The following is a 25,332-nucleotide window of genomic DNA, read 5'->3' as shown; positions in this document are numbered from 1 at the left end:
GGGTGATCACCGCTTCGTGCTCACGGCGCCCACGGCCCCGCGTCCTCGTCGCGGTGATCACCGGCCACCGCCCGGGGGCGGGATCGGCCGTAGCGGGTCTCCCGGGTCCACGTCGCCCGCCGGGCCGTCGGGCCGGATGTCCATGGGTGCCCAGGCCCCCTCGCCCCAGGTCTCCCCGTCGGGCACGCTCACGCCCGGCATCTCCAGCGGTTCGATCTCGCGGGCGTTGTCGGCGAGCGTCTTGAGGGCGTCGAGGTCGAGCGGGCTCGCCTCGGCGGTGACGACGTCGCTGCCGTCGTTCGCCCACCGGGCGGCCGGACCCTCGCCCGGCTGCGCGGCCACCCCGCCGGGCGCCGCCCCCGCCGCCTGCCCGGACGTGCCCCCGGCACCCGGCGCCTCACCGGAGACCGCGTCGCCGATGGACGGCACCGGCCCCCCGGCGGGCCGGGTGGCCGCCTCGCCCGAGGTCGTGCCCGCCGTCTGGATCGCGGGCTCACCCGAGGCCGTCCCGGCGGGCCGGGGCGCGGCGTCACCGGTGGACGGCGAGTCTCCGGCTGGCCGGGGAGCCGCGGGCTCGCCGGAGGTCGTACCGGTGGGCTGGGGGGCGGTGTCGCCGCCGGTGCCCGGCGGCTGGACGGTCTGGTCCGTGGCCGGGCCCGCGGTGTCGAGGAGCGGGTACGCGGGCTTGGCGGAGTCGAGCGGCTCATGCGGCTCGACCCAGCCGGGCTGCCCGGCCGGGCCGGACACACCGTCGATCGTGGGCATCTCCAGGGGCGGGATGTCCTCGATGTTCTTCAGCAGCTCGTCGACCTCGGCCGCCGTGGGCGCGTCGAGCGGGATCTGGAGCACCTTCACCCCGTCGACCTCCACGACCTTCGCCCTGGAGTCGCCGGTCTGGTCGATGTCGTCGGGGTGGTCCTTCCTGGGGGTGTCGAGGGTGCCGTCGCCGGAGGAGCCACCCTCCTGCCTCGGCGAGCGCTCGTCGCCCTTGGAACCGGCGTCGCCCTTGGCGTCGGGATCGTTCGCGGGCGCGTTGCCGGTGGAGTCGCCGCGCGGGGTCGTCTCGTCGCCCTTGGACCCCGTGTCGCCCTTGGTGTCGGGCGCGTTGCCGGTGGAGTCACCGCGTGGCGTCGTGTCGTCGCCCTTGGACCCCGTGTCGCCCTTGGCGTCGGAGTCGTTCACGGGCACGTTGCCGGTCTGATCCTGCCCGCGCGGCGTCGTGTCGTCCGCGTTGACGATCTCCGGCCGGATGTCCTCGGCCCTGGGCGGCTCCGGCGCGGGCGCGGACTCTCCCTGCCCGGGCCCGGGGCTCGGGGTGGTGGCCTCGGGCGTACGCGGGGCGTCGGGCACCTCGCGCGGCGCGGTGTCGACCGGCTGCCCGCCCCCCTGCGGGTTCTCCCCCGGTCCGGGGACCGCGGGCCTCAGGTCCTCGGCCCTCGGCGTCTCCGGCCGCGCGTCGTCGGCCCTCGGGGCTTCCGGCGCGGGCGCGGAGTCCTGCCGGGGCGCCTCCGGAACCTGCGCGCCGTCGTTAGGTGTCCCGGGCGCGGGCGCGCCCTCGTTCGGCGTCCCCGGCACGGGCGCGCCCTGGGCGTTCGGCACCTCCGGGACGCGGTCGGGCGCGGGCGCCTCGGGCCGGCCGTCGTCGGCCCTCGGCGCGTCCGGCAGGGACGAGGAATCCGGGGTGTAGGTCTCCGGCGGGGGCTCGAAATCGCCTCTCGGGGCCTCCGGCGCGGGATCCTGGGCGGGAGGCTCGGGGATCGGCTCCTCGGCCCTCGGCGGCTCCGGGGTGGGATCGGGCCTGGGAGGCTCCGGACGCGGCTCCTCCGCCCTCGGCGGCTCCGGCGCCGGGTCGGGCTTGGGGTCGGGCCTGGGAGGCTCGGGGCGCGGATCCTCGGCCTTCGGAGGCTCCGGCGTGGGATCGGGCTTGGGGTCGGGCTTGGGGACGTCCGTCTGCTTGCCGGTCTCCTTGGGCGTCTCCCGCTCCCCCTCCCGCGGGGAGGTCTCGTCGGCCTTCGACCCCGTTTCCGGCTTGCGGTCGTCGCCTCCGGACGCCTCGGGTTTCGGCGCCTCGGGTTTCGGCGTCTCCTTACGATCGTCGCGGTTGTCGCGGTCGTCACGATCGTCGCGCGGGGAGGTCTCGTCACCCTTCGAACCCGCCTCGGGCTTGCCCTCCTCGGCCTTCGGGGCGTCGGGCTTGGTGTCGGGCTTGGTCTCTGGCTTGGAGGAGTCCGGGGAACCCGGGGAGTCCTTGGGATCGTCGCGCCGCGAGTTCTCGGCCGACTGGTCGCCGACGCGGGGTTTGTCGTCCGACCCGATGGCCGGCTTGAGGTCCTCGGCCTTCGGGCTCTCGGGCTTCGCGCCGTTCTGGGAACCGGTCTCCGGCTTCGTACCGTTCTGGGAGTCGGGCTTCGCCCCCTCGCCCTGGGAGCCCGTCTCGGGCTTCGGGTCACCGGCCTTCGGCTCGGCGGGGGGCGCCGTGACGTTCTGGTTGACCTTCTTCTCCAGCAGCGTCACGCGGGCGGAGACGTCGCGGACCATCACGTCGCACGCGTCGGCGATCTGGACGGGTCTGTGGGTCGACTGCGCGGAGAGGCCGGCCCCGCTCATCATCTGCGCGACCTTGCCCTCGACGCTCCGCATCTGCTCCGCGGCCCGCTGAACCTCGGACAACAGGTCGCGGACCAGCTTGGGGTCCATTCCTTCGAACTTGCCCATGGACGTCTCCCAGGAAGTGTCGGCCCACTTCAAGGTACCGGGGAGACAGCCCGCCGTCACGGTGATAATCAGATGGCATGGATCACGGCATATGCCGTGATCCACCGGTCAGTTGTCGGCCCCCGGGCCCGTGTCCGTCGCGACGTAGCCGATCACGCCGCGCAGCTTCTCCACGCTGATCGCCCCGCGCCGCAGCAGCCTGGGCACCGCGGTGGTCAGGTCGAGGATCGTCGAGGGGATGTCGCTCTCGCACGGCCCCGCGTCGAGGTAGACCGACACCGAGTCGCCGAGCTGCTTCTCCGCGTCGGCGGCGGTGGTGGCGGGCGGGGCACCGGAGCGGTTGGCGCTGGAGACGGCGAGCGGGCCGGTCTCCTTGAGCAGGTCGAGGGCGACCGCGTGCAGCGGCATCCGGACCGCGACGGTGCCCTTGGCGTCGCCGAGGTCCCACGACAGCGACCGGTTCACGCGGCAGATCAGCGTGAGCGGGCCCGGCCAGAAGGCGTCGACGAGATCCTGGCCGTACGGGCCGAGGTTCTCCACCAGGGCGTTGGCGGCGCGTACGGTCCCGACCAGCACCGGCACCGGCATGTCGCGGCCGCGCCCCTTGGCCGCCAGCAGGGCGGTGACCGCGGCGGGCGTGAAGGCGTCGGCGCCGACACCGTAGACGGTGTCGGTCGGGAGCACCACGAGCTCTCCCCGCTGGAGGGCGGACGCGGCCTCGATCAGGCCGGTGGCTCGCTGCTCGGTATCCATACAGTCATAACGTCGGCTCACGGCGTGCATCCTATTCCTGGCCGAATCGAGCGGTGACGAAGCGGTCCCTGCGCGTCAGGTCCTGGCGGCTGCGCACATCGCGCCAGCCGTTCTCCTCGGAGAAGATCAGATAGACCGGGGTGCCCTGCTGGTCGGCGTGTTCCACGGCGACGAACCCGCCGGGGCGCAGCAGCCTCCTGGCGGTCCGCTCGACCGCCCTGACCTCGTCGAGGCCGTCGCTGCCCGATCCGTACAGCGCGCGGTGCGGGTCGTAGTCGCGGACCTCGGGGTCGCGGGGGACCGCGCCCGGCGGGATGTAGGGCGGGTTGGAGATCACCAGGTCGGCCTGGCCGTCCAGCTCGGAGAGGGCGTCGGCCAGGTCCTCCGGGTGCAGGTGGACGCGGCCCTGGCCGTGCTCGATGATGTTGCGCTTGGCCCACGTGTAGGCGCCCGGGTCGACCTCGACCGCGTGCACGGTGGCCAGCGCGACCTCCTGGGCGATCGAGAGCGCGATGGCGGCCGAGCCGGTGCCGAGATCGACGACCACCGGCGAGGCGACGTCCATCTCCCGCAGCCGGTCGATCGCCCAGCCCGCCACGACCTCGGTCTCCGGGCGCGGCACGAAGACGCCGGGCCCGACCTCCAGGGACAGATAGCGGAAGTAGGCCCGCCCGGTGATGTGCTGGAGCGGCTCGCGCGACTCCCTGCGGGCGACGCCCTCCCAGAACAGGGCGTCGAAGTCGGAGTCCTTCACCGTGTGCAGCTCGCTGCGGCGCACGCCGTGCACACACGCGGCGATCTCCTCGGCGTCGGTGCGCGGCGACGGCACACCTGCCTCGGCGAGCCGGGCGGTGGCGAGGGCGATCTCGTCCAGCAGAAAGGTCATGGGCGCGTTCTATGAATGGGCGGCGAGCTTCTCCGCCATCTCGGCGTCGAGCAGGGACTGGATGACGGCCGAGAGGTCTCCGTCGAGCACCTGGTCGAGGTTGTAGGCCTTGAACCCGACGCGGTGATCGGAGATGCGGTTCTCGGGGAAGTTGTAGGTGCGGATGCGCTCGGAGCGGTCGACCGTGCGGATCTGGGACTTGCGCTCGGCCATGGCGGCGGCGTTCGCCTCCTCCTCGGCGATCGCCTGCAGGCGGGCCCGCAGGATGCGCATCGCCGACTCCTTGTTCTGGAGCTGGCTCTTCTCGTTCTGGCAGGAGGCGACGACACCCGTCGGGACGTGCGTGATCCGCACGGCCGAGTCGGTGGTGTTGACGCTCTGGCCGCCGGGACCGCTGGAGCGGTAGACGTCGATGCGCAGGTCGTTCGGGTCGATCTGGACGTCGACGTCCTCGGCCTCCGGGTAGACGAGCACCCCGGCGGCGCTGGTGTGGATGCGCCCCTGCGACTCGGTGACCGGGACCCGCTGGACGCGGTGCACGCCGCCCTCGAACTTGAGCCTCGACCAGACGCCCTCGTCGCCCCTCGCCTTCAGGGCGATCGTGACGTCCTTGTAACCGCCGAGGTCGGAGTGGGTGGCGTCGATCATCTCGGTCTTCCAGCCGATCCGCTCGGCGTACCGCAGGTACATCCGCAGGAGGTCCCCGGCGAACAGGGCGGACTCCTCGCCGCCCTCGCCCGCCTTGATCTCCATGATGATGTCCTTGTCATCGTTGGGATCGCGCGGGACGAGCAGATGCCTGAGCTTCTCCTCAAGCTCGGGGATCCGCGCCTCCAGCTCCTTGGCCTCCTCGGCGAAACCCTCGTCCTCCGAGGCCAGCTCCCGGGCCGTGCCGAGGTCGGACTGGACGCCCTCGAGCTCGCGGTAGGTGGCGACGATCGGGGTCAGCTCGGCGTAGCGCCTGCCGAAGGTGCGGGCCTGCTTCTGGTCGGCGTGCACGGAGGGGTCGGCGAGCTTGAGTTCCAGCTCGGCGTACTCACTGAGCAGCTCGTCGAGATTCACCGTGCGTCCTTCCTTGAAAGCCCTGGCCGTGAAAGCCCTGGTCAGCCTGCCTCATCACCACGAACGCCGACCCGGGCACCCCACGAGTGGGGTTATCCGAGCCGGCGCCGGGATGAGAGCTACTGGCCCGCGGGCTTCTTGCCGAAGCGCTTCTCGAAGCGCGCCACCCGGCCGCCGGTGTCCAGGATCTTCTGCTTGCCCGTGTAGAACGGGTGGCAGGCGGAGCACACGTCGGCGTGGATCACGCCGTTCTTGGCGGTGCTGCGGGTGGTGAAGGAGTTACCACAGGTGCAGGTCACCTGAGTGGCGTTGTACTCCGGGTGAATATCGGGCTTCATATCGCCTTTTCCTCTCCAAAACGCGGTCGCCGGGTCGCCACTGTCTCTCGCCTGTGGGGCTTGCGCGCTGAGCACACCGAGGTGCGCGCGGGCGGGAACCGGAACCGCTACGGTTCGGCTACCAGTGTGCCAGATCCTCCAACCACCCCAGGCCACAAGACATTCCCCGGCCCCGGTGACCTGCGGCTCCGGAACGGACACGGTATGCTCACGGCCCCCTGCGGGCCGCGATATCCGCGACGGGAGCACCCCCGCGAGAAAACCAGGGGCCCCAGGCCGTCACCTTCCCAGGTACGCGAGCACGGCGAGGACCCGGCGGTGGTCGTCGGCGGCGGGCTCCAGCCCGAGTTTGCCGAAGATGCTGGAGATGTGCTTCTCCACGGCGCCCTCGGTGACGAGCATCCGCCCGGCGACCGCGGTGTTGGAGCGTCCCTCCGCCATCAGGGCGAGGACCTCGCTCTCCCTGGCGGTCAGGGACTCCAGGGGGTCGCCCCTGCGCTGGCGGCTCAGGAGCTGCCCGATCACCTCGGGGTCGATCACCGTCCCCCCGGCCGCCACCCGGCGTACGGCGTCGAGGAACTCGGCCACGTCGGCGATCCGCTCCTTGAGCAGGTAGCCGACCGCCGCGGCGCCGCCGCCGATGAGCTCCGTGGCGTACTGCTCCTCGACGTACTGCGACAGGACGAGGATCGGCAGCCCCGGCCGCCGGGCCCTCGCCTCCAGGGCGGCGCGCAGCCCCTCGTCGGTGTGGGTCGGCGGCATCCGCACGTCGACGACGGCGAGGTCGGGATCGTGCTCGTCGACCACCGCGACCAGGCCTGGGCCGTCGCCCGCCACCCCGACGGTCTCGATGCCCCCGTCGGCCAGCAGCCTGGCCAGCCCCTCGCGCAACAGCACCGAGTCCTCGGCGATCACCACCCGCATGGTTCCCACGTTCCCATCGTTCGCGGGGCGACTCTCACCGTTCGCGGGGCGACTCTCACCATTCGCAGGGCAACTCCGCCCTGATCATCGTGGGGCCGCCCAGCGGGCTGTCGACGGTCAGGGTGCCGTCGATGGTCGCGGCCCGGTCGGCGAGCCCGGCGAGGCCGCTGCCCGGCCGGGGCACGGCGGCGCCGACCCCGTTGTCGTAGACTTCGACGATCACCCGCTGGTCCCGGCGGCTCACCCGGATGAACGCCTCGGTCGCCTCGGAGTGCTTGGCCAGGTTGCTCAGGCACTCGGCCACCACGAAGTACGCGATGCTCTCCACCGCGGGCGGGGGCCGGTGGGAGACCTCCACCGACAGGTCCACCCGTACGGGCGCGCGGGCGGCGAGGGACGACAGGGCCGCGCTCAGCCCCCTGTCGGTGAGGATCGCCGGGTAGATGCCCCTGGCGAGGTCGCGCAGCTCGGCGATGGCGGCCTTGGTGCCCCGGTGCGCCTGGGCCAGGAGCTCCCTGGCCTCCTCGGGGTCGGAGTCGAGCTTGGCCTGGGCCCGGCCCAGGTCCATCGCCACCGACAGCAGCCGCTGCTGGGCGCCGTCGTGCAGGTCCCGCTCGATCCGGCGCCGCTCGGCCTCGGCCGCGTCCACCCCCCGGGCCCGGCTGGCCCGCAGGTGGGCGGCGCGGGCGGCGAGCCGGTTCTTCTCGCTCGTCCCCAGCAGGGCGACGCCGAGCATGCCGTGCAGCCAGGCCATGCCCCGGGTCGCGTAGAGGGCGGCGAGGAGGAAGCCGAACCCGACCAGCGCGCACAGCAGCGCCCTCGGCACGCTGTCGATCGGCAGCCCGGCGAGGGGCGTCATCGGCTGCCCGGCCAGCAGCAGGGGCAGCGGCAGGGCCGTGAGGCCCAGCCCGAGGATCCACAGGACCGCCGTGACGGTGAACTCCGCGATCCCGATCGGCAGCAGCAGCAGGAGGTAGAGGAGATCTTTCCAGGTGGCGGGATCGACGAACATGTCCTTCCAGCGCAGGAACAGGTTGTCGCCCTCGGAGGGCCGGTAGGGGCTGGGGATGTCGACGCCGAAGGCGAGCCGCAGGAGCCGGCGCTCCAGCATCGCGGCGCCCCGCCAGGCCAGCATGGTCAGGGCGAGCAGCGGCAGCCCGACCCACACGAGCACCATCACCAGGGCGGCCGGGATCACCGACGCGAGGAACGCGAAGCAGGCGAGGCCGTAGAACACGCTGACCAGCAGGTACGGGACGGCCCGCCAGGTCATCGGGTCGACGAGCATGCCCAGGGGGCCGTTCGGGCCGAGCGGCACGCGCCGCCTGAGCGGCGTCCTGACCACGGTCGTGCCTGCCAGCGTCTCGGCCGTCATGCGCCTCCCCTGTCCCCGATAGCCCGTCGTCGCCGCCCGTGTCCCGGTCGTCCCTGCCGTCCCCGCCGTCCCTGCCGTCCCTCACGCGTCGTACGCCCTCGCGTGCCGCCCTCCTCGCGTGCCGTCCGCGCGCCGCGGGCGTCGCGGGCGCGGACCCGGGGACCGGGCGGGGGAAAGGGCGTCCTGAAGTAGGGATATCCCGAAGTGCGGGGCCGCACAAGGGACTTCGGAAACGCGAACGCCCCGGCCGGAGGGGCCGGGGCGTCCGAGGTGGGGCGAGTGATCAGTCGCGCTCGGAGCTGACCGTCGTCTTCTGCACCTGGAGCAGGAACTCCGCGTTGGACTTGGTCTCCCTCATCTTCTCCAGGAGGAGTTCGAGGGCCTGCTGCATGTCCAGGGCGTGCAGCACGCGGCGGAGCTTCCAGGTGATCTGGAGCTCGTCCTTGCCCATGAGGATCTCCTCCTTACGGGTGCCGGACGCGTCGACGTCCACCGCGGGGAAGATCCGCTTGTCGGCGAGCTGCCGGTTGAGCTTGAGCTCCAGGTTGCCCGTGCCCTTGAACTCCTCGAAGATGACCTCGTCCATCTTGGAGCCGGTCTCGACCAGCGCGGTGGCGAGGATCGTCAGCGAGCCGCCGTTCTCGATGTTGCGGGCGGCGCCGAAGAACCGCTTCGGCGGGTAGAGCGCGGTGGAGTCGACACCACCGGACAGGATGCGGCCGGAGGCCGGGGCCGCCAGGTTGTAGGCGCGGCCCAGACGGGTGATCGAGTCGAGCAGCACGACCACGTCGTGACCGAGCTCCACCAGGCGCTTGGCGCGCTCGATGGCGAGCTCGGCGACCGTGGTGTGGTCCTCGGCCGGGCGGTCGAAGGTCGAGTGGATGACCTCGCCCTTCACCGACCGCTGCATGTCGGTGACCTCTTCCGGACGCTCGTCCACCAGGACGACCATCAGGTGGCACTCGGGGTTGTTGCGGGTGATCGCGTTGGCGATCGACTGGAGCACCATCGTCTTGCCGGCCTTGGGCGGGGAGACGATGAGACCGCGCTGGCCCTTGCCGATCGGGGCCACCATGTCGATGATCCTGGTGGTCAGGATGTTGGGCTCGGTCTCCAGGCGCAGGCGCTCCTGGGGGTACAGCGGGACGAGCTTGTTGAAGTCGGGCCGCTGCCGGGCCTGCTCCGGGTCCATGCCGTTGACCGTGTCGAGGCGGACGAGCGCGTTGAACTTCTCGCGGCGCTCACCGTCGCGGGGCTGGCGGACGGCGCCGGTGACGACGTCGCCCTTGCGCAGGCCGTTGCGGCGGATCTGGGCCAGCGAGACGTAGACGTCGTTGGAACCCGGCAGGTAACCGCTGGTCCTGACGAACGCGTAGTTGTCGAGGATGTCCAGGATCCCGGCGATCGGGATGAGGACGTCGTCGTCGCCCACCACGGGCTCGTTGCTGTCGAAGCGCTCGCGGCCCCGGCGGTTGCGCTCGCGGAACCGGCCCCTGCGCCCGCGACGGTCGTCGTCGTCGCCCACGCCGTGCTGGTCGTTGCGGTCCTGCGGGCCCCGGTTCTGCGGGCCCCGGTCACCGCGGTCGCCGCGCTCGCCCCTGTCGCCGCGGTCTCCGGGACGGTCGCCGCGGTCGTTGAGGCGCTCGCCGCGGTCGTTGGACCGCTCGCCGCGCTCGCCACGGTCGTTGAGCCGGTCACCGCGCTCGCCACGGTCGCCGCGGTCGTTGAGACGCTCGCCGCGGCTCTGGCCGGCGTCGGCGGCGCGCTGGTCGGCGCGGCTGTCGCTCCGGGTGTCGGTCCGGTTCTCCGGGCGGTTGTCGCCGCGCTCGCCGCGCTCACGGCGGTCGTTGCCGCGCTCGCCGTTGCGGCCACGGCGCTCGCCGCGCTCGCGACGGCTCTCGCGCTCGCCGCGGCCCTCGGCCGGGGCGGTGTCGATGGTCTGCTGCTCCGCGACGGGCTCGGGCGCGACGACGGCGGCGGCCACGGGCTCGGGGGCGGGGGGCGCCTGCTCCACGACGGGCTCGGCGGCCACGACGGGGCGGGAACGTTCCCTGCGGGTGCGCGCCGGACGCTGCTCGGCGACCGGCTCGGCCACGACGGCCGGGGCGGCCACGACAGGAGTCTCCTTGACGGCGGCGGGAGCCTGGGCGCTCTCGGTGGAGACGCCCTGCTTCTCCTGGATGGCCGCGATCAGCTGGCTCTTGCGCATCCGCCCGGTCCCGCTGATGCCGAGGCCGGAGGCCATGGCCTGCAGCTCAGGCAGCACCATGGCGGAAAGGCCTGTGCCGGAGCGACGGCGCGGCTTGGCCGCGGGGCGGGTGGGGGTGTCGCCGGACGCCGGCGCCGTGCCGGTGACGTCGGAGAGGAGTTCGGTGGTGTCGCTCACTAATGGGTCCTTCCCAGGGGTCGGGCGTGGCCATGATCAGCCAATCGTCCCGGTGGTGCGATCGACCCGGTGGGACAGACCGGGTCGGGTTGCACGTCGCGATCCTCGGCGGCCCATGGAGAGCCGCCGCCACTGTCGGAGAAGGGCGGATCCAGGCCGTCACCATCGAGAATCGCCGACGGTGGGACTTGGAGGACACCCCCCCGGATTGCTACCGGCAACCAGATGTCGAGGTAGATCGAACGCGCATGTCCCCTAAAACGCCGCTTCTCGTTGCCCCAACCGAAATTCTGGAGCATTCGGAGGCGACGGATTCGGGGAGGCCACTGCGGCGCTCATGTCTCACCAGGTGAGACATGATGCAGCGATGTGTGGCTGACAAGCACGCACCCAACGCGGGGCACCTGGTGCGGCTATCAGCCTAACATCACCAGCGCACACAGCTATTCCCTGAAGGTCGAAGAGTCGTCAGCGTGTCTCAAGAGAAACAACGCGGGCGCCCCTGGTTTCGACTTCCAGTGGCTGGATGTGCCAGTCATTACCCACTTCCGGTGCGATCAAATCCTGCGTATTCCTCGTCGAGAACGCAAGGACCGTGGGACCCGCTCCCGAGACGACCGCGGCCACGCCCGCCCTCCGCAGCCGTCGTACCAGGTCGGCGGTGTGCGGCATCGCGGGCGCGCGGTAGTCCTGGTGGAGGCGGTCCTCCGTGGCGGCGAGCAGCAGTTCGGGCTCGGGCCTGGCGGTCAGCGCCGCGACCAGCAGCGCGGCCCGGCCGGCGTTCGCGGCGGCGTCGGCGTGCGGGACCTCCTTGGGCAGCAGCCCCCGGGCGGTCTCGGTCGACAGCCGGTGCGCGGGAACGAGGACCACGGGCCTGACGGCCTCGTGCGGGAGCAGCCGCACCAGGTGCGGCGCGCCCCCGGCGTCCGTCCAGGCGACGGTGAGCCCGCCCGCCAGGCAGGGCGCCACGTTGTCGGGGTGGCCCTCGATCTCGGTGGCCAGCGCGAGGGCTCCGTCGTCGGTCAGCCCGGGCGACGCCTCCGGCGGGTGGTCCCCGGCGTACGGGGCCGTGGCCAGCGCGCGGGCGGCGAGGATCCCGGCGCAGATCGCCGCCGAGGAGGAGCCGAGGCCGCGGGCGTGCGGGATCCGGTTGAGGCAGCGCAGCCGGATGCCGCGCGGCTGCGGGAACCCCATCCTGTCGAAGGTCGCGCGCATCGTGGCGACGACGAGGTGCCCCTCGCCCGGGTCGAGCTCACCGGCCCCCTCGCCCTCGACGGCGATCTCGACGCCGGGGGAATCGAGGATCTCGGCCTCGATCTCGTCGTGCAGGCCGAGGGCGAGGCCCAGCGTGTCGAATCCGGGGCCGAGGTTGGCCGACGTCGCGGGGACGTGGACGGTCGCCCTCGCCGTGCCGCCGGTCATCGGGGTCCCGAAGAGGCCGTGGGGGCCGCTGAGGTCCACTAGGCGAGTTCGAGGGCGGTGGCCGCGGCGTGCGCGTCGATCGGGATCGTCACCGGGGTGGGCGCGCCCGAGATGGCCCAGTCGGGGTCCTTGAGGCCGTTTCCGGTCACCGTGCACACGACGCGCTGGCCGGGCTCGACCAGGCCCTGCGCGTGGGCCTGCAGGAGGCCCGCCACGCTGGCGGCGGAGGCGAGCTCGACGAACACGCCCTCCTCCTGGGCGAGCAGCTTGTACGCGGCGGCGATCTGGCGGTCGGTGACGGCCTGGATCACCCCGCCGGACTCGTCGCGGGCGGCCTCGGCGAGCTGCCAGGAGGCGGGGTTGCCGATGCGGATCGCGGTGGCGATCGTGTGCGGGTGGGTCACCGGCGCGCCGCCGACGATCGGCGCGGCGCCGCTGGCCTGGAAGCCGAACATGCGCGGCGTCCGCGTCGCGACGCCGTCACCGGCGTACTCGGTGTAGCCCATCCAGTACGCGGAGATGTTGCCCGCGTTGCCGACCGGGATGCAGTGGATGTCGGGGGCGTCCCCGAGCGCGTCGACGATCTCGAAGGCGGCGGTCTTCTGGCCCTGGAGCCGGAACGGGTTCACCGAGTTGACCAGCGCGATCGGGTAGTTCTCCGACAGCTTCCTGGTCATCTCCAGGCAGTCGTCGAAGGACCCCTCGACCTGGAGCAGCCTGGCCCCGTGGACGAGCGCCTGGGCCAGCTTGCCCATCGCGATCTTGCCCCGGGGCACCAGCACGGCGCAGGTCAGGCCCGCGCGGACCGCGTAGGCGGCGGCGGAGGCGCTGGTGTTGCCGGTCGAGGCGCAGATGACGGCCTTCGCCCCGTCCTCGACGGCCTTGCTGATGGCCATGGTCATGCCACGGTCCTTGAAGCTTCCGGTCGGGTTGAGGCCCTCGACCTTCAGGTAGACCTCGCAGCCGGTCAGCGCCGACACCCGGTTCGCCGGGACGAGCGGGGTGCCGCCCTCCAGGAGCGTGACGACGGGCGTCGCCGTGGTCACCGGCAGTCGGTCACGGTACTCCTCGATGAGGCCACGCCACGCCCTGGTCATGATTGCTCCTCACCGCGCGCGGCCGGTCCGTGCGCGTGCTACCTGCGGTATTGGGAAACGAGTCTACGGGTAACCCGCTCGGGTCCGGGATGTGTTGTCCACCAAATGGACAAGCCGGGCGTCCTGTATCCAGGGAACTCTAAGGATCGGCCGGTATGGTCTGCGGGGCTTGACAGAGGTTGACAGACGGGGACCACGACAAGGGGTGTCACATCATGACGGGCGGCACGGCGGCGGACCTGCCACCGATCCGGCACAACGACTACTCGCCCCTGGACCCGCCCCCGCTCGGCGGGTGGGATCCGGAGCTCCCGGTGAGCGTGATCATTCCGGCCCACGGCGGGCAGCACAGGCTCGATCTCACCCTCGCCGCGCTGGCCGCGCAGACCTACCCGGACCACCTCATGGAGGTGATCGTGGTCGACGACGGCAGCGAGCCGCCGCTGCGGCTGCCGGAGATCGCCCCGGGCGGCGCCAGGATCGTGACCACCGGCTCCTCCGGCTGGGGCATCGCCCACGCGGTGAACACCGGCGCCGCCCTCGCCGAGGGGCGGATCATCCAGCGTCTCGACGCCGACATGGTCGTCTGCCGCGAGCACATCGAGGCGCTGGCCCGCTGGCACCACCTGGCCGGATACCTGGTCACGATCGGCGCGAAGAAGTTCGTGGAGGAGCCGCCGCTGACGGCCGCCCGGGTCCACGAGGGCGTGCGCGCGGGCTCGCTGGAGTCCCTCTTCGACTTGTCGGCCGCCCTGCCCAGCTCCACCGAGCAGACGATCTCCCGCACCGACGGCCTGCGGGCGAGCCGCAACCCCTACCACGTGTGCACGGGGCCGACGGTGTCGATGCGGCGCGAGATCTTCCAGGCCGTGGGCGGGGTGGACCCCGGGGTGCTGCGGGGCGAGGACACCGAGTTCGCCTACCGGCTCGCCGCGCACGGCGTGGTCTTCGTCCCCGACATGGACGCCCAGGCCGTCCATCTGGGGCTTCCCGCCCAGCGCCGCGACCCGCAGCGGGCGGTGCGCGTCGTCGCCCCCTACCTGGCCCACCGGGTGCCGCTCCGCCGTGACCTGCGCAAGGACCGGGGACGCCACTGGCTGGTGCCGTACGTGGAGGTGGTGCTCCGCGTGGACGGGCCGGAGGAGCGGGTGCGCGAGGCGGTGGGCGCCGCGCTCGACGGGTCGCTCGGCGACGTGATCGTCACCCTGGTCGCCCCCTGGTCGAAGCTGTCCGGGGACCGCAGGCCGGTGCTGGACGACCCCCTGTTCGACCTGCGGCTGCTGCGCGAGCACTTCGCCCACGACGAGCGGGTGCGGTTCGCCGACGAGGTCTCCGCCACCCCCGCCCCGATCCCGTTCCGCTACACGGGCCCGGTCTCGGTCCCGCTGGGACGCGACACGCTGGAGCGGATGATCCGGGTGATGCAGGAGAACCGCCTGGGAATGGTCGTCGCCGATCTCGGCGGCGACGGCGAGGCGACCCTGGAGCGGACCGAGGCGCTGGGCCGGGCGAGACTGCTCGGCGCGGACGACGTCGCCGCGTCGATCGGGGCCACCCACGGCGTACGGCGCGGCGACCGGCCGGAGTTCTGGCCGGCCGCTCCCAAGTCCCCCGCCCCCGCCCGGGTCCCGGCCGCGCCCAAGAGCCCGGCCCCGGCCCCCGCCCCGGCTCAGGCCCAGGGGCGGGTCACCGAACAGGAGCAGCGGCGCCGCGACTCCCTCCTCGGCAGGCTCCGCACCGCGCTCAAGAACTGAGCCGGGGGGTCGTCAGGCGGGGGCGCCCGCGCTCTCCCGGCTCTCCGGCAGGGGCGTGACACGCCGCCGTACGGCCAGCCCGAAGGCGACGACGAGCAGGCCGAGCGTGCCCGACACCACGAACGGCGCGGCCGGGCGCCAGGCGTCGTAGAGGAAGCCGCCCAGGGCGGAGACGGTGAGGATGCCGACGGCTCCGCACAAGGTCTGCACCCCGTAGGCGGAGCCGCGGACCGCGGCGGGTGCCTGCTGGGCCAGGAGGGGCCCGGCGGTGGTGATCCCGGCGATCTCCCCCAGGCCGATGAACACGGCCACCAGCATCATGCCGGAGCCGAGGGGGTCGTCGACCAGCAACGTCGACAGGTAGGACAGCGCCGCGACGGCCTGGGCGAGGATGACCACGTCCTGGCGCCGCATGCGGTCGCCCAGCCAGCCGAACAGCGGGGCGGCGACCACCGCCACGGTCTGCGCGACCCCGACCACGGCCCCGGCGCGGGCCAGGGCCTCCGCGCCGGACATGCCGCGCTCGCCCGTGGCGTAATCGACGACCCACAGGGACAGGAAGCCCACGACCACCGCGAGGTCCGCGCGGGCGACGAACGCCGCCGCGTACGACAGCGCCACGCCGGGGTCGCGGGCGAGCACGACGCCCTCCCTGACCAGGCGGGACAGCGGGACGCGCCCGGCGGCCCCCTCGGGAGGCCCGGAGACGGCGGCCTTCGACAGGGTGAACCACATCAGCGCGGCGACCGCGAGGACGGCCGCCGCGATGATCAGGAACGAGACGCGGGCGGCGGAGACCGGCGCCATCCCCGAGTCCTCGAAGACCTTGGGCAGGCGGACCAGGCCGAGCACGGCGAGCATCGCGCCCAGCCCGCTGAACAGGCCGATCATCCCGTACGACTTGCCTCGGGAGCCGTCGCGGACGTAGTCGATCGCCACCGTGGACAGCATCGCGCTGAGCGCGGCCACGCCGAGGGCGAAGATCACGCGCAGCGCGACGAGCACGGTGGTGTTCGCGGCGAACGGGAAGAGGGCGACGCCCAGCGCGCACAGCGCGAACCCGGCCACCACGACGGGCCTGCGGCCGTGCCGGTCGGCGAGCGCGCCGTACCAGGCCAGGCTCGCGATCATCGCGATCTCGGCGGCCACGCCCAGCAGGCCGACGGTCTTTCCCTGGTCGGCGCCGTCCACGCCGAGGACGCCGCCCAGGATGTACGGCTGCGCGGCGGGCAGGAAAGAGATGATCGTGGTCGAGGCGAACGCCATGGACAGGCAGGCCCACATGTTGCCGCGGCCGATGCCGTCGGCGAGCCGGAGGCCGAGCACACGGCTCGAGGGGGAGGCGGCCATGTCGCGATCCTGCCAGTCCGGTAAAGGCTTCTCCAATGTTTTGACTCGCTATGATCTACACAATTCTGGAAATGTCATTATGCGGGAGCGGCACGTGACCGACCAGATACCCAAGGGTGTCCAAACACACATTCCTAACGTCGCGCGCATGTACGACTACTACTTGGACGGCAAGGACAATTTCCCCGCCGACCGGGAGGCGGCGGAGAAGGTCCTGGAGATCATCCCCGAGATCCGGCACAGCGCTCGTTCCAACCGCGCCTTCCTGGGCCGCACGGTCGGCCTCCTCGCCGAGTCGGGGATCGACCAGTTCCTCGACATCGGCGCCGGGCTGCCCACCCAGAACAACGTGCACCAGGTCGCCCCCGGGGCGCGGGTCGTCTACGTCGACAACGACCCGACCGTCCTGGTCCACGGCAGGGCCATCCTCGGCAAGAACGAGAACGTGACCATCGTCGAGGGGGACGTCCGCCGGCCCGGGGAGATCCTGGAGCACCCGGACGTGCGCGCGACGATCGACTTCGCCCGGCCCGTCGGGATCCTCCTGCTGGCCATCATGCATTTCGTCCCCGACGCGGACGATCCCCTCGGCATCGTCGCCGCCCTGCGCGAGGCCATGGCGCCCGGCAGCCACCTCGTCCTGTCCCACGTCGCGATCGACGCCCGCCCGGAGGCCGCGGACGGGGTGGTCAAGGTCTACGACCGGGCCTCCTCGCCCTTCGTCGCCCGTACGAGCAAGGAGATCGTCCGCCTGTTCGACGGCTTCGACGTGCTCGAACCCGGCATCGTCAACCTGCCGGAATGGCGTCCGACGCCCGGCACCGCCGTGCCCTACAGGGGCATCGGCTCCTACTTCCTGGGGGGCGTGGGCGTCGTCAGCGACGGCGGATGATGGCCCGTTTCACGGAGGACAGCAGCCCGTACTGGACGACCTTCCTCGCCGCGGCCAGCTCCTTGCGCAGGGTGCCGACCTCGCGCCGCAGCTCGACCGTGCTCCTGCGCCAGCGGCCCGCCTCGTCGCGCCACCTGGCCACCTGTTCGCGGAGTCGTTCCGCCTCCTTGACGAGACGGGCCGCCTCCGCCTCCGCCTCGGCTCTGGCCCGGTAGGCGCCGCGACGGCCGGTGAGGGCACCGGCCTCGGGCACGAACCCGTAGGTCTCGCCGTCCACCCAGATCACGCCGAAGGTGTCGTTCACGGCGTCGTCGAGGTCCTCCCCCTCCGCCAGCACGATCGCGGCGCGCGCGAACGCGGCGGCACGTTCCAGGCGGGCCCTGACGACCGCCCTCCCCGAGCCCGTGCCACCCGCGCCCGCCCCGGCGATCCGCCCGGTCTCACCCTCCCCCTCGGCCAGCAGCACCGAGACCAGGCCGTACCCCTCGTCCCTGGCCAGGTCGAGCAGGCGGGCCAGGGTGTCCTCGCCGGGCACCCATCCGGCGGGCAGCCGCAGGCGGTACGGGACCGCCCAGGCGGGGCCCGAAGGCGCGGCGGGGCCGCCGGGCCGGTCGGCGGGGAGGGCCGGGACGACGGCGGGGACCTCTCCGGCGAAGCGGACCCTGGGCTCGTGGGCGTAGTGGCCGCGGATCAGCACCAGGTCCAGGTCGGGGTCCTTCAGGGGAGCGCGCCCCTCGGCCCCGACGCGATCCCACGGCCCCGCGAGGGTGACCGCGACGTCGGGCAGGGTGCCCGCGAGCACGGCGTCGACGGTGGCGCGCACCCCGTCGTAGGTGTAGCCCCCTCCCGCGGGCTCGACGACCACCTCCACGTACGGCACCTTCCACTGCCTGGCCGGGTGGGAGCGGAGCCAGCGGTAGGACGGGATCCGGTCGGCCACGAAGGCGTGGCTGACCCGGTCGATCGGGGCCTTGTCGCGCATGCGCATGGTCGGGCCCAGGTGGAAGGCGCGCGACAGCGGCTCGGGCACGAAGACGGCGCCCGCCTGGGCGAGCCGGTAGCCCATCTCGGTGTCCTGGCCGAGGATCAGGTCGGTGTCCATCGGCCCCGCGACGGCGAGCAGCGCCGCGTTGACCGAGGTCGCGCCGCCGACGTGCAGGCTGAACGCGCGGTGCGGGTTGGCGGTGAGGCCGTCGGTGCGCTCGACGAGGTCGACCAGCCAGGCGTGCGGCTCGGCGGGCTCGAAGAGCTTGGCCAGGTCGTCGGCGGCGGCGACCACCTCGGGGGCCGGCAGCGCGGCCGGGGTGAAGCGCAGGTAGCCGGTCACCACGAGATACGGGGCGGCGTGGTGCCAGCGCATGTGCGCCTCGACCGACCTGCGGTCCAGGACCACGTCGGAGTCGAGCCAGTGGATCACGTCGCCGGTGGCGGCCGCCAGCCCGGCGTTGCGGGCGTGGGCTCGGCCGGGGACGGGACAGACGATCAGGCGGGTGTTCGCCGGGCGCAGCGCGGGCAGCCGCAGCGGCGGGTCGCTGCCGTTGTCGACCACGACGACCTCGGTCAGCGCGGCGGGGTAGGTCTGCGTGGCCAGCCCGGCGAGCGTCAGGTCGAGTTTCTCCTGGTCGCCGTACGCGGGAACGACGACGCTGACCCGGAGCGAGGGGGTCCAGGAGCCCAGGGCGGGCGGCGTGAGGCTCCGGTAGTCGTTACCGGCGATCCGTGCTGTCATGAGGCTTCCAGGATCGGGTTCGGGCGGGGACCGTGCCACCGGTTCGGCGCGACGCGCGGGGAACGGGCCGTGAGGACCAGGCGAACGAAGAGCCCGGGAAGCCCGTGGAGCCCGTTGAATCCGGGGACGCGCGCCCCCGGCGCCGGCCGTGGGAGGCTCACCGGGGTGGTGGGAGGGGGCGGGGGGAGGGCGGTCGGCTGCGCGGGCACGAGCGAAGGATAGCGAGGCGGGAAGATCCCTTCTCGCCACACTTCCCACTTGACATCGAGGATCACCGCCAAAGGCTCACAGCTGTCACACAGGTCACAGGAACCTTCGAGTTTCCTATTTATCGCCATATTCGCACTTGAGGAGCAGATAACCTCATTTATCACCCACAAGGACAGGTAAAGACCGAGCGGCACGGAAGGTAAGCGCGGATGCCCACGCCCCGAAAACTGACGCTTCTGGCGGCGATACTCGGCCCGGTGTTCCTGATCGCGCTGGCGCTGCTCGCGAGCACCGGGATCGTCTCGGTCACGGCGGCCATCGTGCTCGGCGCGATCGCGACGGTCCTCGCCGTCCAGGTGCTGGCGGTCGCGACCGTACGCAGGGTCGACGGCAAGGCCCAGCGGATCGACGCCCGGGTCAAGCGCTACGAGGCGGAGCTGGCCACGGTCAAGACGGCCGCCCAGCGGCTGGACCGGCGGCTCGACGAGATCGTCGAGCTGCTCAAGGAGCACGAGCACAAGCGGGACGAGGACCTGCAGGCGATCCTGGTCTCCCTGGGAGAGGACCGGCTGGCCTCCGTACCCCGGCGCCAGGAGATCGAGGAGATCGTCCACGACCTGCTGCCGCGCCTGGCCGCGGTGGAGGCCGGGACCGGACGGGCCACGGAGGAGAAGACGGAGGGGAAGGCGTGACCGGGACTGACCTCGCCACCTCCGCCGCCGCCCCGCCCGGCCGCCCACGCGCCGACCGGGCTGATCGAACCGGCCGGACGGATCGGAGCGACCGGACGGATCAAGGCGCCCGGAGCGATCAAGACGACGGGACCGACCAGGCCGCTCGAAGCGACCGGACCGATCGGGACAGCCGGACCGACAGGACCGGCCGGGCCGCGCGAAACAGCCGGGCCGCCGTCCCGCGCGCCAGGGTCAGGCACAACGACTACGGGTCGCTGCTCCCGCCCGACCTGGGCGGATGGGAGCCCCGGCTCAGGGTGAGCGTGGTGATCCCGGCGCACGACTGCCAGGAGGCCCTGGACCGCACGCTCGCCGGGCTGGCCGCGCAGACCTACCCCGCGCACCTCATGGAGGTGGTCGTCGCCGACGACGGCAGTGACCCGCCGCTGCGCGTCCCCGAGATCACCCCGGCCAACACCCGGCTCGTCCGGGTGCCCGAGGGCCGCTGGGGACGGGGCTGGGCCCGCCAGACCGGCGCCGTCGCGGCGGCGGGCGACGTCCTGCACTGGGTCGACTCCGACATGATCCTCGACAGGGAGCACGTCGAGGCGCACATGCGCTGGCACCACCTCGCCCCCTACGCCGTCGTGATGGGCGACGTCCGCTTCACCCCCTCCGCCCACGACGGGGCCGGCCCCTCGGCCAGGGAGGTCTTCTCCGCGGTGGAGGCCGGGGACGCGGAGAAGCTGTTCGACGAGTCCGCGCCGCACGAGTGGCGGGCCGGGGTGCTGGAGGAGACCCGGTGGCTGCGGGACGCGGGCGCCGGGGCCTACCGGCTCCACTCGGGCGCCACCACCTCGGTCCCCGTGGCGCTGCTGCGCTCGGTCGGCGGGGTGAACACCACGCTGAACATGGGTGAGGACACCGACCTCGGCTTCCGTCTCGCGCAGGCGGGCGCGGTCTTCGTCCCCGACCCGCAGGCCCGCGCCTGGCACCTCGGGCCGTCCACGGTCATGATCCGGGAGAAGGAGGTGCACCGGCACAACTGGTCGGTGCTGCCCGACCTCATCCCCGACCTGCGCTGGCTGCGCACCCACCCGCGCAGGGCCTGGCTGGTGCCGTACGTGCACGTCGTCGTCGACGCCCGCGGCGCCTCCTACGAGGACGTGCGGGCGAGCGTTGACTCCGCGCTCGCGGGCACCCTCGTGGACGTCGCCGTCACCGTGGTCGGGCCCTGGACGGAGCTGCCCGCCGGGCGCCGCCCCTCCCTCGACGAGCCGCTGCTCGACCTGCGCCTGGTGCGCAACCTGTACGTCCACGAACCGCGCGTGTCCTTCACCGAGGAGGCGCCCGCGGGCTCCGCGCCCGCGCCGTTCAGGCTCACCATCCCCGCCGGATGGGCACTCGGCGCCGACAGCCTGGCCGAGCTGGTCAAACTCGCCGAACGTGAGGAGTACGGGCTGCTGAGCACGGCGCTCGACGAGGGGGCCTCGGGGGTGAGGGCGGCCAGGTTCGAGCGCACCGCGGCCTTCGCCAGGGCCGCGCTGGTGAGCGAGGGACCCGGCGGCAGCGATGAGGGCGGGCTCGACGACGCCGTCCACGAGATGTTCGGCTCGCTCTGGGTGGGCGCCGCCGAGGTCGGCGTGACGACCGCCGACGAGGCGGAGCCCGTCGCCGGGGACACCGCGAAGTGGCGGGCCGACTCCGCGCGCTGGAAGCGCGAGGCGGAGACTCTGAAGGGCGAGGTCGAGAGCCTCCGCGCCGAGACGGAACGGCTGCGGGCCGAGGCCGGGCGCCTGGCGGGCGAGCGGCGGCGCGGCCCGCTGGGAAGGATCACCTCTGTGGCCAGGCGTCGGGGGAAGACCGGCTGATGTCCTTTCTGACCGAACTGGTACGCGCCGCCCTGGAGCGGAGCGGCAAGAAACGCGTCCTCGTCTACTGCGCGGGCTTCGAGACGCTCGGCGAGCTGGAGCCGTACGGGGCGATGGACCTCGACGGCGACCTCGACGGCGTCCCGCGCGCCGAGGAGGGCGCCGCGGAGATCCTGGTGCTCGCCCGCACGGCGACCGACCTCCGCAGGGCCGCGAGCCTGCAGTCGCTGCTGCCCATGGCCCCCCGGGTGGTGGTCGCCGTACGGGAGACGCCGTACTGGTACACCGCGCCGGTGCTCTCCCCCACGCCCGCCCACCGCTGGCGCGCTCTCGTGGAGCTCCGCGTCCACCAGCCGAAACAGCACGCCTGGGTGGTCGAGGCGAGCTTCTCCAAGCCGGTGCCGGCCGGGCGGACGCTCGCCGCGACCGCGAGGGCGTTCGGCGGGCACCGGATGGACGCCGTCGCCGGGCCCGTCGGCGGCCTGGCGGGGCCGGGAGCGGCCCACTGGCGCCCCGGAGACCCGAACGCGGCCCCGGCACCCCTGACGGGCCCCGTACCCGACAGGTTCGGCGCCCGGGGCGCCGACCTGGTCGTGCGCACGGTCGGCGAGGAGCCGCCGTCCTGGAACGGCGCGGAGACCACCCGCGAGGCCGTCGGCGAGGCTGTCGGCGAGACCACGGTGGACCGCCCGGTCGCCGGGCTGATGACCTGGGAGAGGCTCGGCCGTCCCGGTGGCGGCAGGATCCTGGGGAACGGCCTGGGCGACCTGTCCGAGCCCCGGACCATCCCCCCGGTCGACGAGCGCTCGGTCAATCCCATGAACTTCGTCACCGTGCCGTCCCTCGGCACGGCCGACCTGTCCGTCGAGTCGGGCCGCTGGGCGATCACCTGCGAGGGCAGGACGCTCACCTCCTTCGACGCCTCCGGCCGCGTCACGGACGTGGACGTCAGCCGGATCAGGCAGGTCAGGGGGGTACGGGTGGACTGGCAGCGCAGCCACACCGGCCCGGCGGCCGCGCTGCGGGTCGTCACGGGGCTGGCGGCGGCCGGGGTGCCCCTGGTCTCCGAGACCGTGCCGCGCTGGGCGGGCGCCCTCGGCCCCGAGCTGACCAGGCTGATCACCTCGGTCGGCGTGCCCGCGCTCAAGGACGACCTGGAACGCGAGGAGCACAGCATCCGGCTGCGCCGCGAGGCGCTGCGCGTCCACGGGGTGCGTGCCCGCTGGGAGCAGCTGGGCGCCCCCGCCGCGCCCGTGCCGACGGTCTCGGTGCTGCTCGTCACCCGCCGCCCGGACATGGTGGGCTTCGCGCTGGAACAGCTGTCCAGGCAGCGCGGCGCCGAGTTCGAGGTGATCCTCACGCTGCACGGCGTCCCCGCGACGCATCCCGGCGTGACCGGGGCCCTGGCCTCCTTCGAGCGGCCGGTCACCGTGGTCGAGGCCGACGGCGGGACCGTTTTCGGGACCGTGCTGAACCAGGCCGCGGCGAGGGCGTCGGGGGCGTTCCTGCTGAAGATGGACGACGACGACTGGTACGGGCCCGACTTCGTCTCCGACCTGGTGCTGGCGCACTCCTACTCGGGCGCCCAGGTCGTGGGCATGGTCCCCGAGTTCGTCTATCTCGCCTCGATCGGGGTGACCGTCCACCGCGAGCAGATCACCGAGCAGATCACCAACTTCATCGCCGGGGGAACCATCTTCTCCGAACGTTCCGCCTTTCAGGCCGTGGGCGGCTTCCGCCCGATGCCCGGCACGATCGACGCCCAGTTCCAGCACGCCGTGCAGGCCGCGGGCGGGCAGATCTACCGCACCCAGGGCCTTGGCTACATCCTGCGGCGCGGCAACGCCGCCAACCACACCTGGCGCGAGCCGATCGGCACGTTCCTGCGGCGCAACAAGCGCCAGTGGCGCGGTTTCCGGCCCAGCGCGCTCATGGAACTCCCCCAGGAGGCACCGTGAGCACGCCGCGGATCCCCCCGGACGCGCCGTTCACGCCGCCGTCCTCTCACGACGCTCCTGACGCACCGCACGCGCCGCGGACCTCTCCTGACGCGCCGTACACGCCGCCGTTCTCTCCTGACGCACCGCACGCGCCGCGCATCCCGGGCAACGACTACGGGGTGCTGGCCGTGCCCGCGCCCGGCACGTGGGAGCCGCGCCTGACGGTGAGCGTCGTGATCCCCGCCAGGGGAGGCCAGGACAAACTCGACCTCACGCTGGCCGCGCTCGCCGCCCAGACCTACCCCTCCCACCTCCTCGAAGTGATCGTCGTGGACGACGGCAGCTCGCCTCCGCTCCGGCTCCCCGCGATCGCCCCGGAACACACCCGGATCGTCGGCGACCCCTCCGGCCGCCGGGGCATCGCCCACGCGCTGGAGGCCGGTACGGCCGTCGCGGGCGGCGAGGTGATCCACCGGATGGACGCCGACATCGTCTCCTACCGGGAGCACGTCGAGGCGCACATGCGCTGGCACCATCTGGCCGGTTACCTGGTGGTGATGGGGACGCTGCGCTTCACCGCGATGGCCGGCATCCCGCCCACCCCCGCGGAGGTCCAGATCGCCGTCGCCAAGGACAGGGCGGGCCTGCTCTTCGAGGAGGACCCCGAGCACGGGCACGACTGGATCGGCGAGCTCGTCGCCGCCCACCGCGACTTCCGCGACGCGCCCAGCTCCCTGCTGCACCGCGTCCACGTGGGCGCGACGGTCTCGCTGCCCGCCGCCCTGCTGAGGGAGACGGGAGGGATGGACACCTCCCTGGCCCTCGGCGAGGACACCGAGCTGGGCTACCGGCTCACCCAGGCGGGCGCGGTGTTCGTCCCCGACGCCGGGGCGCTGAGCTGGCACCTGGGCACGACGACGGCCATGCGCAGGCCCGCCGACGTCAGGCGGCACAACGACCCGTTCATCGCCGACCGGATCCCGTACCGGCGCCACCTGCGCACCGACGCGGGCCGGCAGTGGCTGGTCCCCTACGTCGAGGTCGTGGTGGACGCCGCGGGCGCCTCCTTCGAGGACGTCAGGGCGAGCGCCGACGGGGCGCTGGCCAGCACCCTGCCCGACGTGAGCGTCACCCTGACCGGGCCGTGGGCGTCGCTGACCGGCGAGCGCCCGGCACCGCTGGACGACCCGCTGCTCGACCTGCGGCTGCTGCGCGGCCAGTACGCCCACGACGGCCGCGTCTCCTTCGCCGAGCGGGTCCCCGCCACCTCGGCGCCCGCGCCGTTCCGCCTGGTCTGCCCGGCCGGGTGGGTGCCGGGGGCGGACTCGCTGGCCAAGCTGATCGAGCAGGCGGAGAAGGACGACGAGGGCCTGCTGCTCGTGGCGCTGGACGAGGACGAGTCGGGAGTCCTGGCCGCCCGCCTGGAGCGGACCTCCGCCGTGGCGAGGGCCACGCGCGTGATCCGCGAGGGCGAGCGGCTCGACGACGTCATCGCCGACCTGCACGGGGCGACCTGGCTGGACGCGGAGTCGTGGAAGTTCCGGCCCGCGGCCCGCGCGTACCCCTACTGGGCCGTGAACCGCAACCGGGAGGCCGCGCGCTGGAAGGCCGCGGCCGAGTCGCACGCGGGGGAGGCCGAGCGGGCCCAGCGGCAGGTGGCGGCCCTCAAGGCCGAGCTGAAGGAGCTGCGGGCCGCCGCCGCCAAGGGCAGCCGCGACACCGTGAGGTGGAAGGAGAAGGCCGAACAGCGCCGCCTGGAGGCCGTCGCCCTGCGCCAGGCCCAGCAGCGCTCCCTGCTCGGCCGCGCCACCCGCCGTCTCCGCCGCCTCCGCAGGCTCACCGAGGGCCCCTGACGTCCCGCCGCCGCGTCCCGCCGCCGCGTCCCGCCGCCGCGTCCCGCCGCCGCGTCCCGCCGCCGCGTCCCGCCGCCGAGGACGCTCCGGATAACCGGGCG

18 protein-coding genes are annotated in these 25,332 nt (G+C 73.2%); 6 read left to right on the top strand and 12 right to left on the bottom strand.

Annotated elements, in window-relative coordinates; all coding sequences use genetic code 11:
• Nucleotides 1-57: 57 nt before the first annotated feature.
• The 10 genes from ABT053_RS30170 to thrC form a co-directional block, all read right to left on the bottom strand.
• A complete protein-coding gene (locus ABT053_RS30170) occupies nt 58-2,715 on the bottom strand; it encodes a hypothetical protein (RefSeq protein ID WP_350973486.1) in 2,658 nt (885 codons plus the stop codon).
• A 108-nt stretch (nt 2,716-2,823) separates the two neighbouring features.
• Nucleotides 2,824-3,489, bottom strand: a complete 666-nt coding sequence (locus tag ABT053_RS30165; RefSeq protein WP_350973484.1) for an L-threonylcarbamoyladenylate synthase — start codon at nt 3,487-3,489, stop codon at nt 2,824-2,826.
• Nucleotides 3,490-3,499: 10 nt separating this feature from the next.
• On the bottom strand, nt 3,500-4,354 hold the full coding sequence (prmC, locus tag ABT053_RS30160) for a peptide chain release factor N(5)-glutamine methyltransferase (RefSeq protein WP_350973482.1): 855 nt from the start codon (nt 4,352-4,354) through the stop codon (nt 3,500-3,502).
• 9 nt (nt 4,355-4,363) lie between these two features.
• Complete coding sequence (gene prfA / locus ABT053_RS30155; protein ID WP_350973481.1) at nt 4,364-5,416, bottom strand: peptide chain release factor 1; 1,053 nt, start codon at nt 5,414-5,416, stop codon at nt 4,364-4,366.
• Nucleotides 5,417-5,535: 119 nt separating this feature from the next.
• Nucleotides 5,536-5,754, bottom strand: a complete 219-nt coding sequence (gene rpmE / locus ABT053_RS30150) for a 50S ribosomal protein L31 (protein ID WP_344744661.1) — start codon at nt 5,752-5,754, stop codon at nt 5,536-5,538.
• Nucleotides 5,755-6,033: 279 nt separating this feature from the next.
• Nucleotides 6,034-6,678, bottom strand: a complete 645-nt coding sequence (locus ABT053_RS30145) for a response regulator transcription factor (protein WP_350973683.1) — start codon at nt 6,676-6,678, stop codon at nt 6,034-6,036.
• A gap of 55 nt (nt 6,679-6,733) precedes the next feature.
• A complete protein-coding gene (locus tag ABT053_RS30140; RefSeq protein WP_350973479.1) occupies nt 6,734-8,053 on the bottom strand; it encodes a sensor histidine kinase in 1,320 nt (439 codons plus the stop codon).
• Between the two features lie 283 nt (nt 8,054-8,336).
• Entirely contained in the window at nt 8,337-10,439 is a 2,103-nt protein-coding gene (gene rho, locus ABT053_RS30135) for a transcription termination factor Rho (protein WP_350973477.1), read from the bottom strand.
• A 468-nt stretch (nt 10,440-10,907) separates the two neighbouring features.
• A complete protein-coding gene (gene thrB / locus ABT053_RS30130; RefSeq protein WP_350973476.1) occupies nt 10,908-11,861 on the bottom strand; it encodes a homoserine kinase in 954 nt (317 codons plus the stop codon).
• Nucleotides 11,862-11,899: 38 nt separating this feature from the next.
• Nucleotides 11,900-12,958 (bottom strand): threonine synthase, encoded by a 1,059-nt coding sequence (gene thrC / locus ABT053_RS30125; protein WP_350973475.1) that lies wholly within the window; start codon nt 12,956-12,958, stop codon nt 11,900-11,902.
• 215 nt (nt 12,959-13,173) lie between these two features.
• Between thrC and ABT053_RS30120 the strand changes: the two genes are divergently transcribed.
• Entirely contained in the window at nt 13,174-14,712 is a 1,539-nt protein-coding gene (locus tag ABT053_RS30120) for a glycosyltransferase family 2 protein (RefSeq protein ID WP_350973473.1), read from the top strand.
• A 12-nt stretch (nt 14,713-14,724) separates the two neighbouring features.
• Here ABT053_RS30120 and ABT053_RS30115 read toward each other — a convergent pair whose 3' ends face one another.
• A complete protein-coding gene (locus ABT053_RS30115; protein ID WP_350973471.1) occupies nt 14,725-16,062 on the bottom strand; it encodes an MFS transporter in 1,338 nt (445 codons plus the stop codon).
• Nucleotides 16,063-16,141: 79 nt separating this feature from the next.
• Between ABT053_RS30115 and ABT053_RS30110 the strand changes: the two genes are divergently transcribed.
• Nucleotides 16,142-16,954 (top strand): SAM-dependent methyltransferase, encoded by an 813-nt coding sequence (locus tag ABT053_RS30110; protein WP_350973470.1) that lies wholly within the window; start codon nt 16,142-16,144, stop codon nt 16,952-16,954.
• On the opposite strand, the gene ABT053_RS30105 is transcribed toward ABT053_RS30110, so the two are convergent.
• Entirely contained in the window at nt 16,938-18,683 is a 1,746-nt protein-coding gene (locus ABT053_RS30105) for a glycosyltransferase (RefSeq protein WP_350973468.1), read from the bottom strand. The two genes, ABT053_RS30110 and ABT053_RS30105, sit on opposite strands and share 17 nt — an antisense overlap.
• Nucleotides 18,684-19,102: 419 nt before the next feature.
• Here ABT053_RS30105 and ABT053_RS30100 point away from each other — a divergent pair, with 419 nt between their 5' ends.
• Genes ABT053_RS30100 through ABT053_RS30085 form a run of 4 tightly spaced genes read left to right on the top strand, consistent with a single transcriptional unit; the run spans nt 19,103 to nt 25,231 of the window.
• Nucleotides 19,103-19,585, top strand: a complete 483-nt coding sequence (locus ABT053_RS30100; protein ID WP_350973466.1) for a hypothetical protein — start codon at nt 19,103-19,105, stop codon at nt 19,583-19,585.
• Nucleotides 19,582-21,438: a glycosyltransferase gene (locus ABT053_RS30095; protein WP_350973465.1), complete on the top strand. Its 1,857-nt coding sequence runs from the start codon at nt 19,582-19,584 to the stop codon at nt 21,436-21,438. The genes ABT053_RS30100 and ABT053_RS30095 overlap by 4 nt, the downstream gene beginning before the upstream one ends.
• On the top strand, nt 21,438-23,396 hold the full coding sequence (locus tag ABT053_RS30090; RefSeq protein WP_350973464.1) for a glycosyltransferase family 2 protein: 1,959 nt from the start codon (nt 21,438-21,440) through the stop codon (nt 23,394-23,396). The genes ABT053_RS30095 and ABT053_RS30090 overlap by 1 nt, the downstream gene beginning before the upstream one ends.
• Nucleotides 23,393-25,231 carry a glycosyltransferase family 2 protein gene (locus tag ABT053_RS30085; protein WP_350973463.1) on the top strand — a complete coding sequence of 613 codons (1,839 nt, stop codon included), beginning with the start codon at nt 23,393-23,395 and terminating at the stop codon, nt 25,229-25,231. Before ABT053_RS30090 ends, ABT053_RS30085 begins: the two co-directional genes overlap by 4 nt.
• The last annotated feature ends 101 nt before the right edge of the window (nt 25,232-25,332 follow it).

Origin of the sequence: Streptosporangium sp. NPDC002524 (assembly GCF_040295985.1) — a bacterium.
Lineage (GTDB): Bacteria > Actinomycetota > Actinomycetes > Streptosporangiales > Streptosporangiaceae > Streptosporangium.
The sequence above is the reverse complement of the archived record's forward strand: the minus strand, read 5'-3'. Positions and strand labels throughout refer to the sequence as shown.

What these genes read in the sequence shown, in the direction of transcription:
- thrC (WP_350973475.1), bottom strand. Translation starts at nt 12,958, where the DNA reads ATGACCAGGGCGTGGCGTGGCCTCATCGAGGAGTACCGTGACCGACTG.
- ABT053_RS30120 (WP_350973473.1), top strand. Translation starts at nt 13,174, where the DNA reads ATGACGGGCGGCACGGCGGCGGACCTGCCACCGATCCGGCACAACGAC.
- ABT053_RS30090 (WP_350973464.1), top strand. Translation starts at nt 21,438, where the DNA reads ATGTCCTTTCTGACCGAACTGGTACGCGCCGCCCTGGAGCGGAGCGGC.
- ABT053_RS30105 (WP_350973468.1), bottom strand. Translation starts at nt 18,683, where the DNA reads ATGACAGCACGGATCGCCGGTAACGACTACCGGAGCCTCACGCCGCCC.
- ABT053_RS30140 (WP_350973479.1), bottom strand. Translation starts at nt 8,053, where the DNA reads ATGACGGCCGAGACGCTGGCAGGCACGACCGTGGTCAGGACGCCGCTC.
- ABT053_RS30115 (WP_350973471.1), bottom strand. Translation starts at nt 16,062, where the DNA reads ATGGCCGCCTCCCCCTCGAGCCGTGTGCTCGGCCTCCGGCTCGCCGAC.
- thrB (WP_350973476.1), bottom strand. Translation starts at nt 11,861, where the DNA reads ATGACCGGCGGCACGGCGAGGGCGACCGTCCACGTCCCCGCGACGTCG.
- ABT053_RS30100 (WP_350973466.1), top strand. Translation starts at nt 19,103, where the DNA reads ATGCCCACGCCCCGAAAACTGACGCTTCTGGCGGCGATACTCGGCCCG.
- ABT053_RS30145 (WP_350973683.1), bottom strand. Translation starts at nt 6,678, where the DNA reads ATGCGGGTGGTGATCGCCGAGGACTCGGTGCTGTTGCGCGAGGGGCTG.
- rpmE (WP_344744661.1), bottom strand. Translation starts at nt 5,754, where the DNA reads ATGAAGCCCGATATTCACCCGGAGTACAACGCCACTCAGGTGACCTGC.
- ABT053_RS30110 (WP_350973470.1), top strand. Translation starts at nt 16,142, where the DNA reads ATGCGGGAGCGGCACGTGACCGACCAGATACCCAAGGGTGTCCAAACA.
- ABT053_RS30170 (WP_350973486.1), bottom strand. Translation starts at nt 2,715, where the DNA reads ATGGGCAAGTTCGAAGGAATGGACCCCAAGCTGGTCCGCGACCTGTTG.
- prmC (WP_350973482.1), bottom strand. Translation starts at nt 4,354, where the DNA reads ATGACCTTTCTGCTGGACGAGATCGCCCTCGCCACCGCCCGGCTCGCC.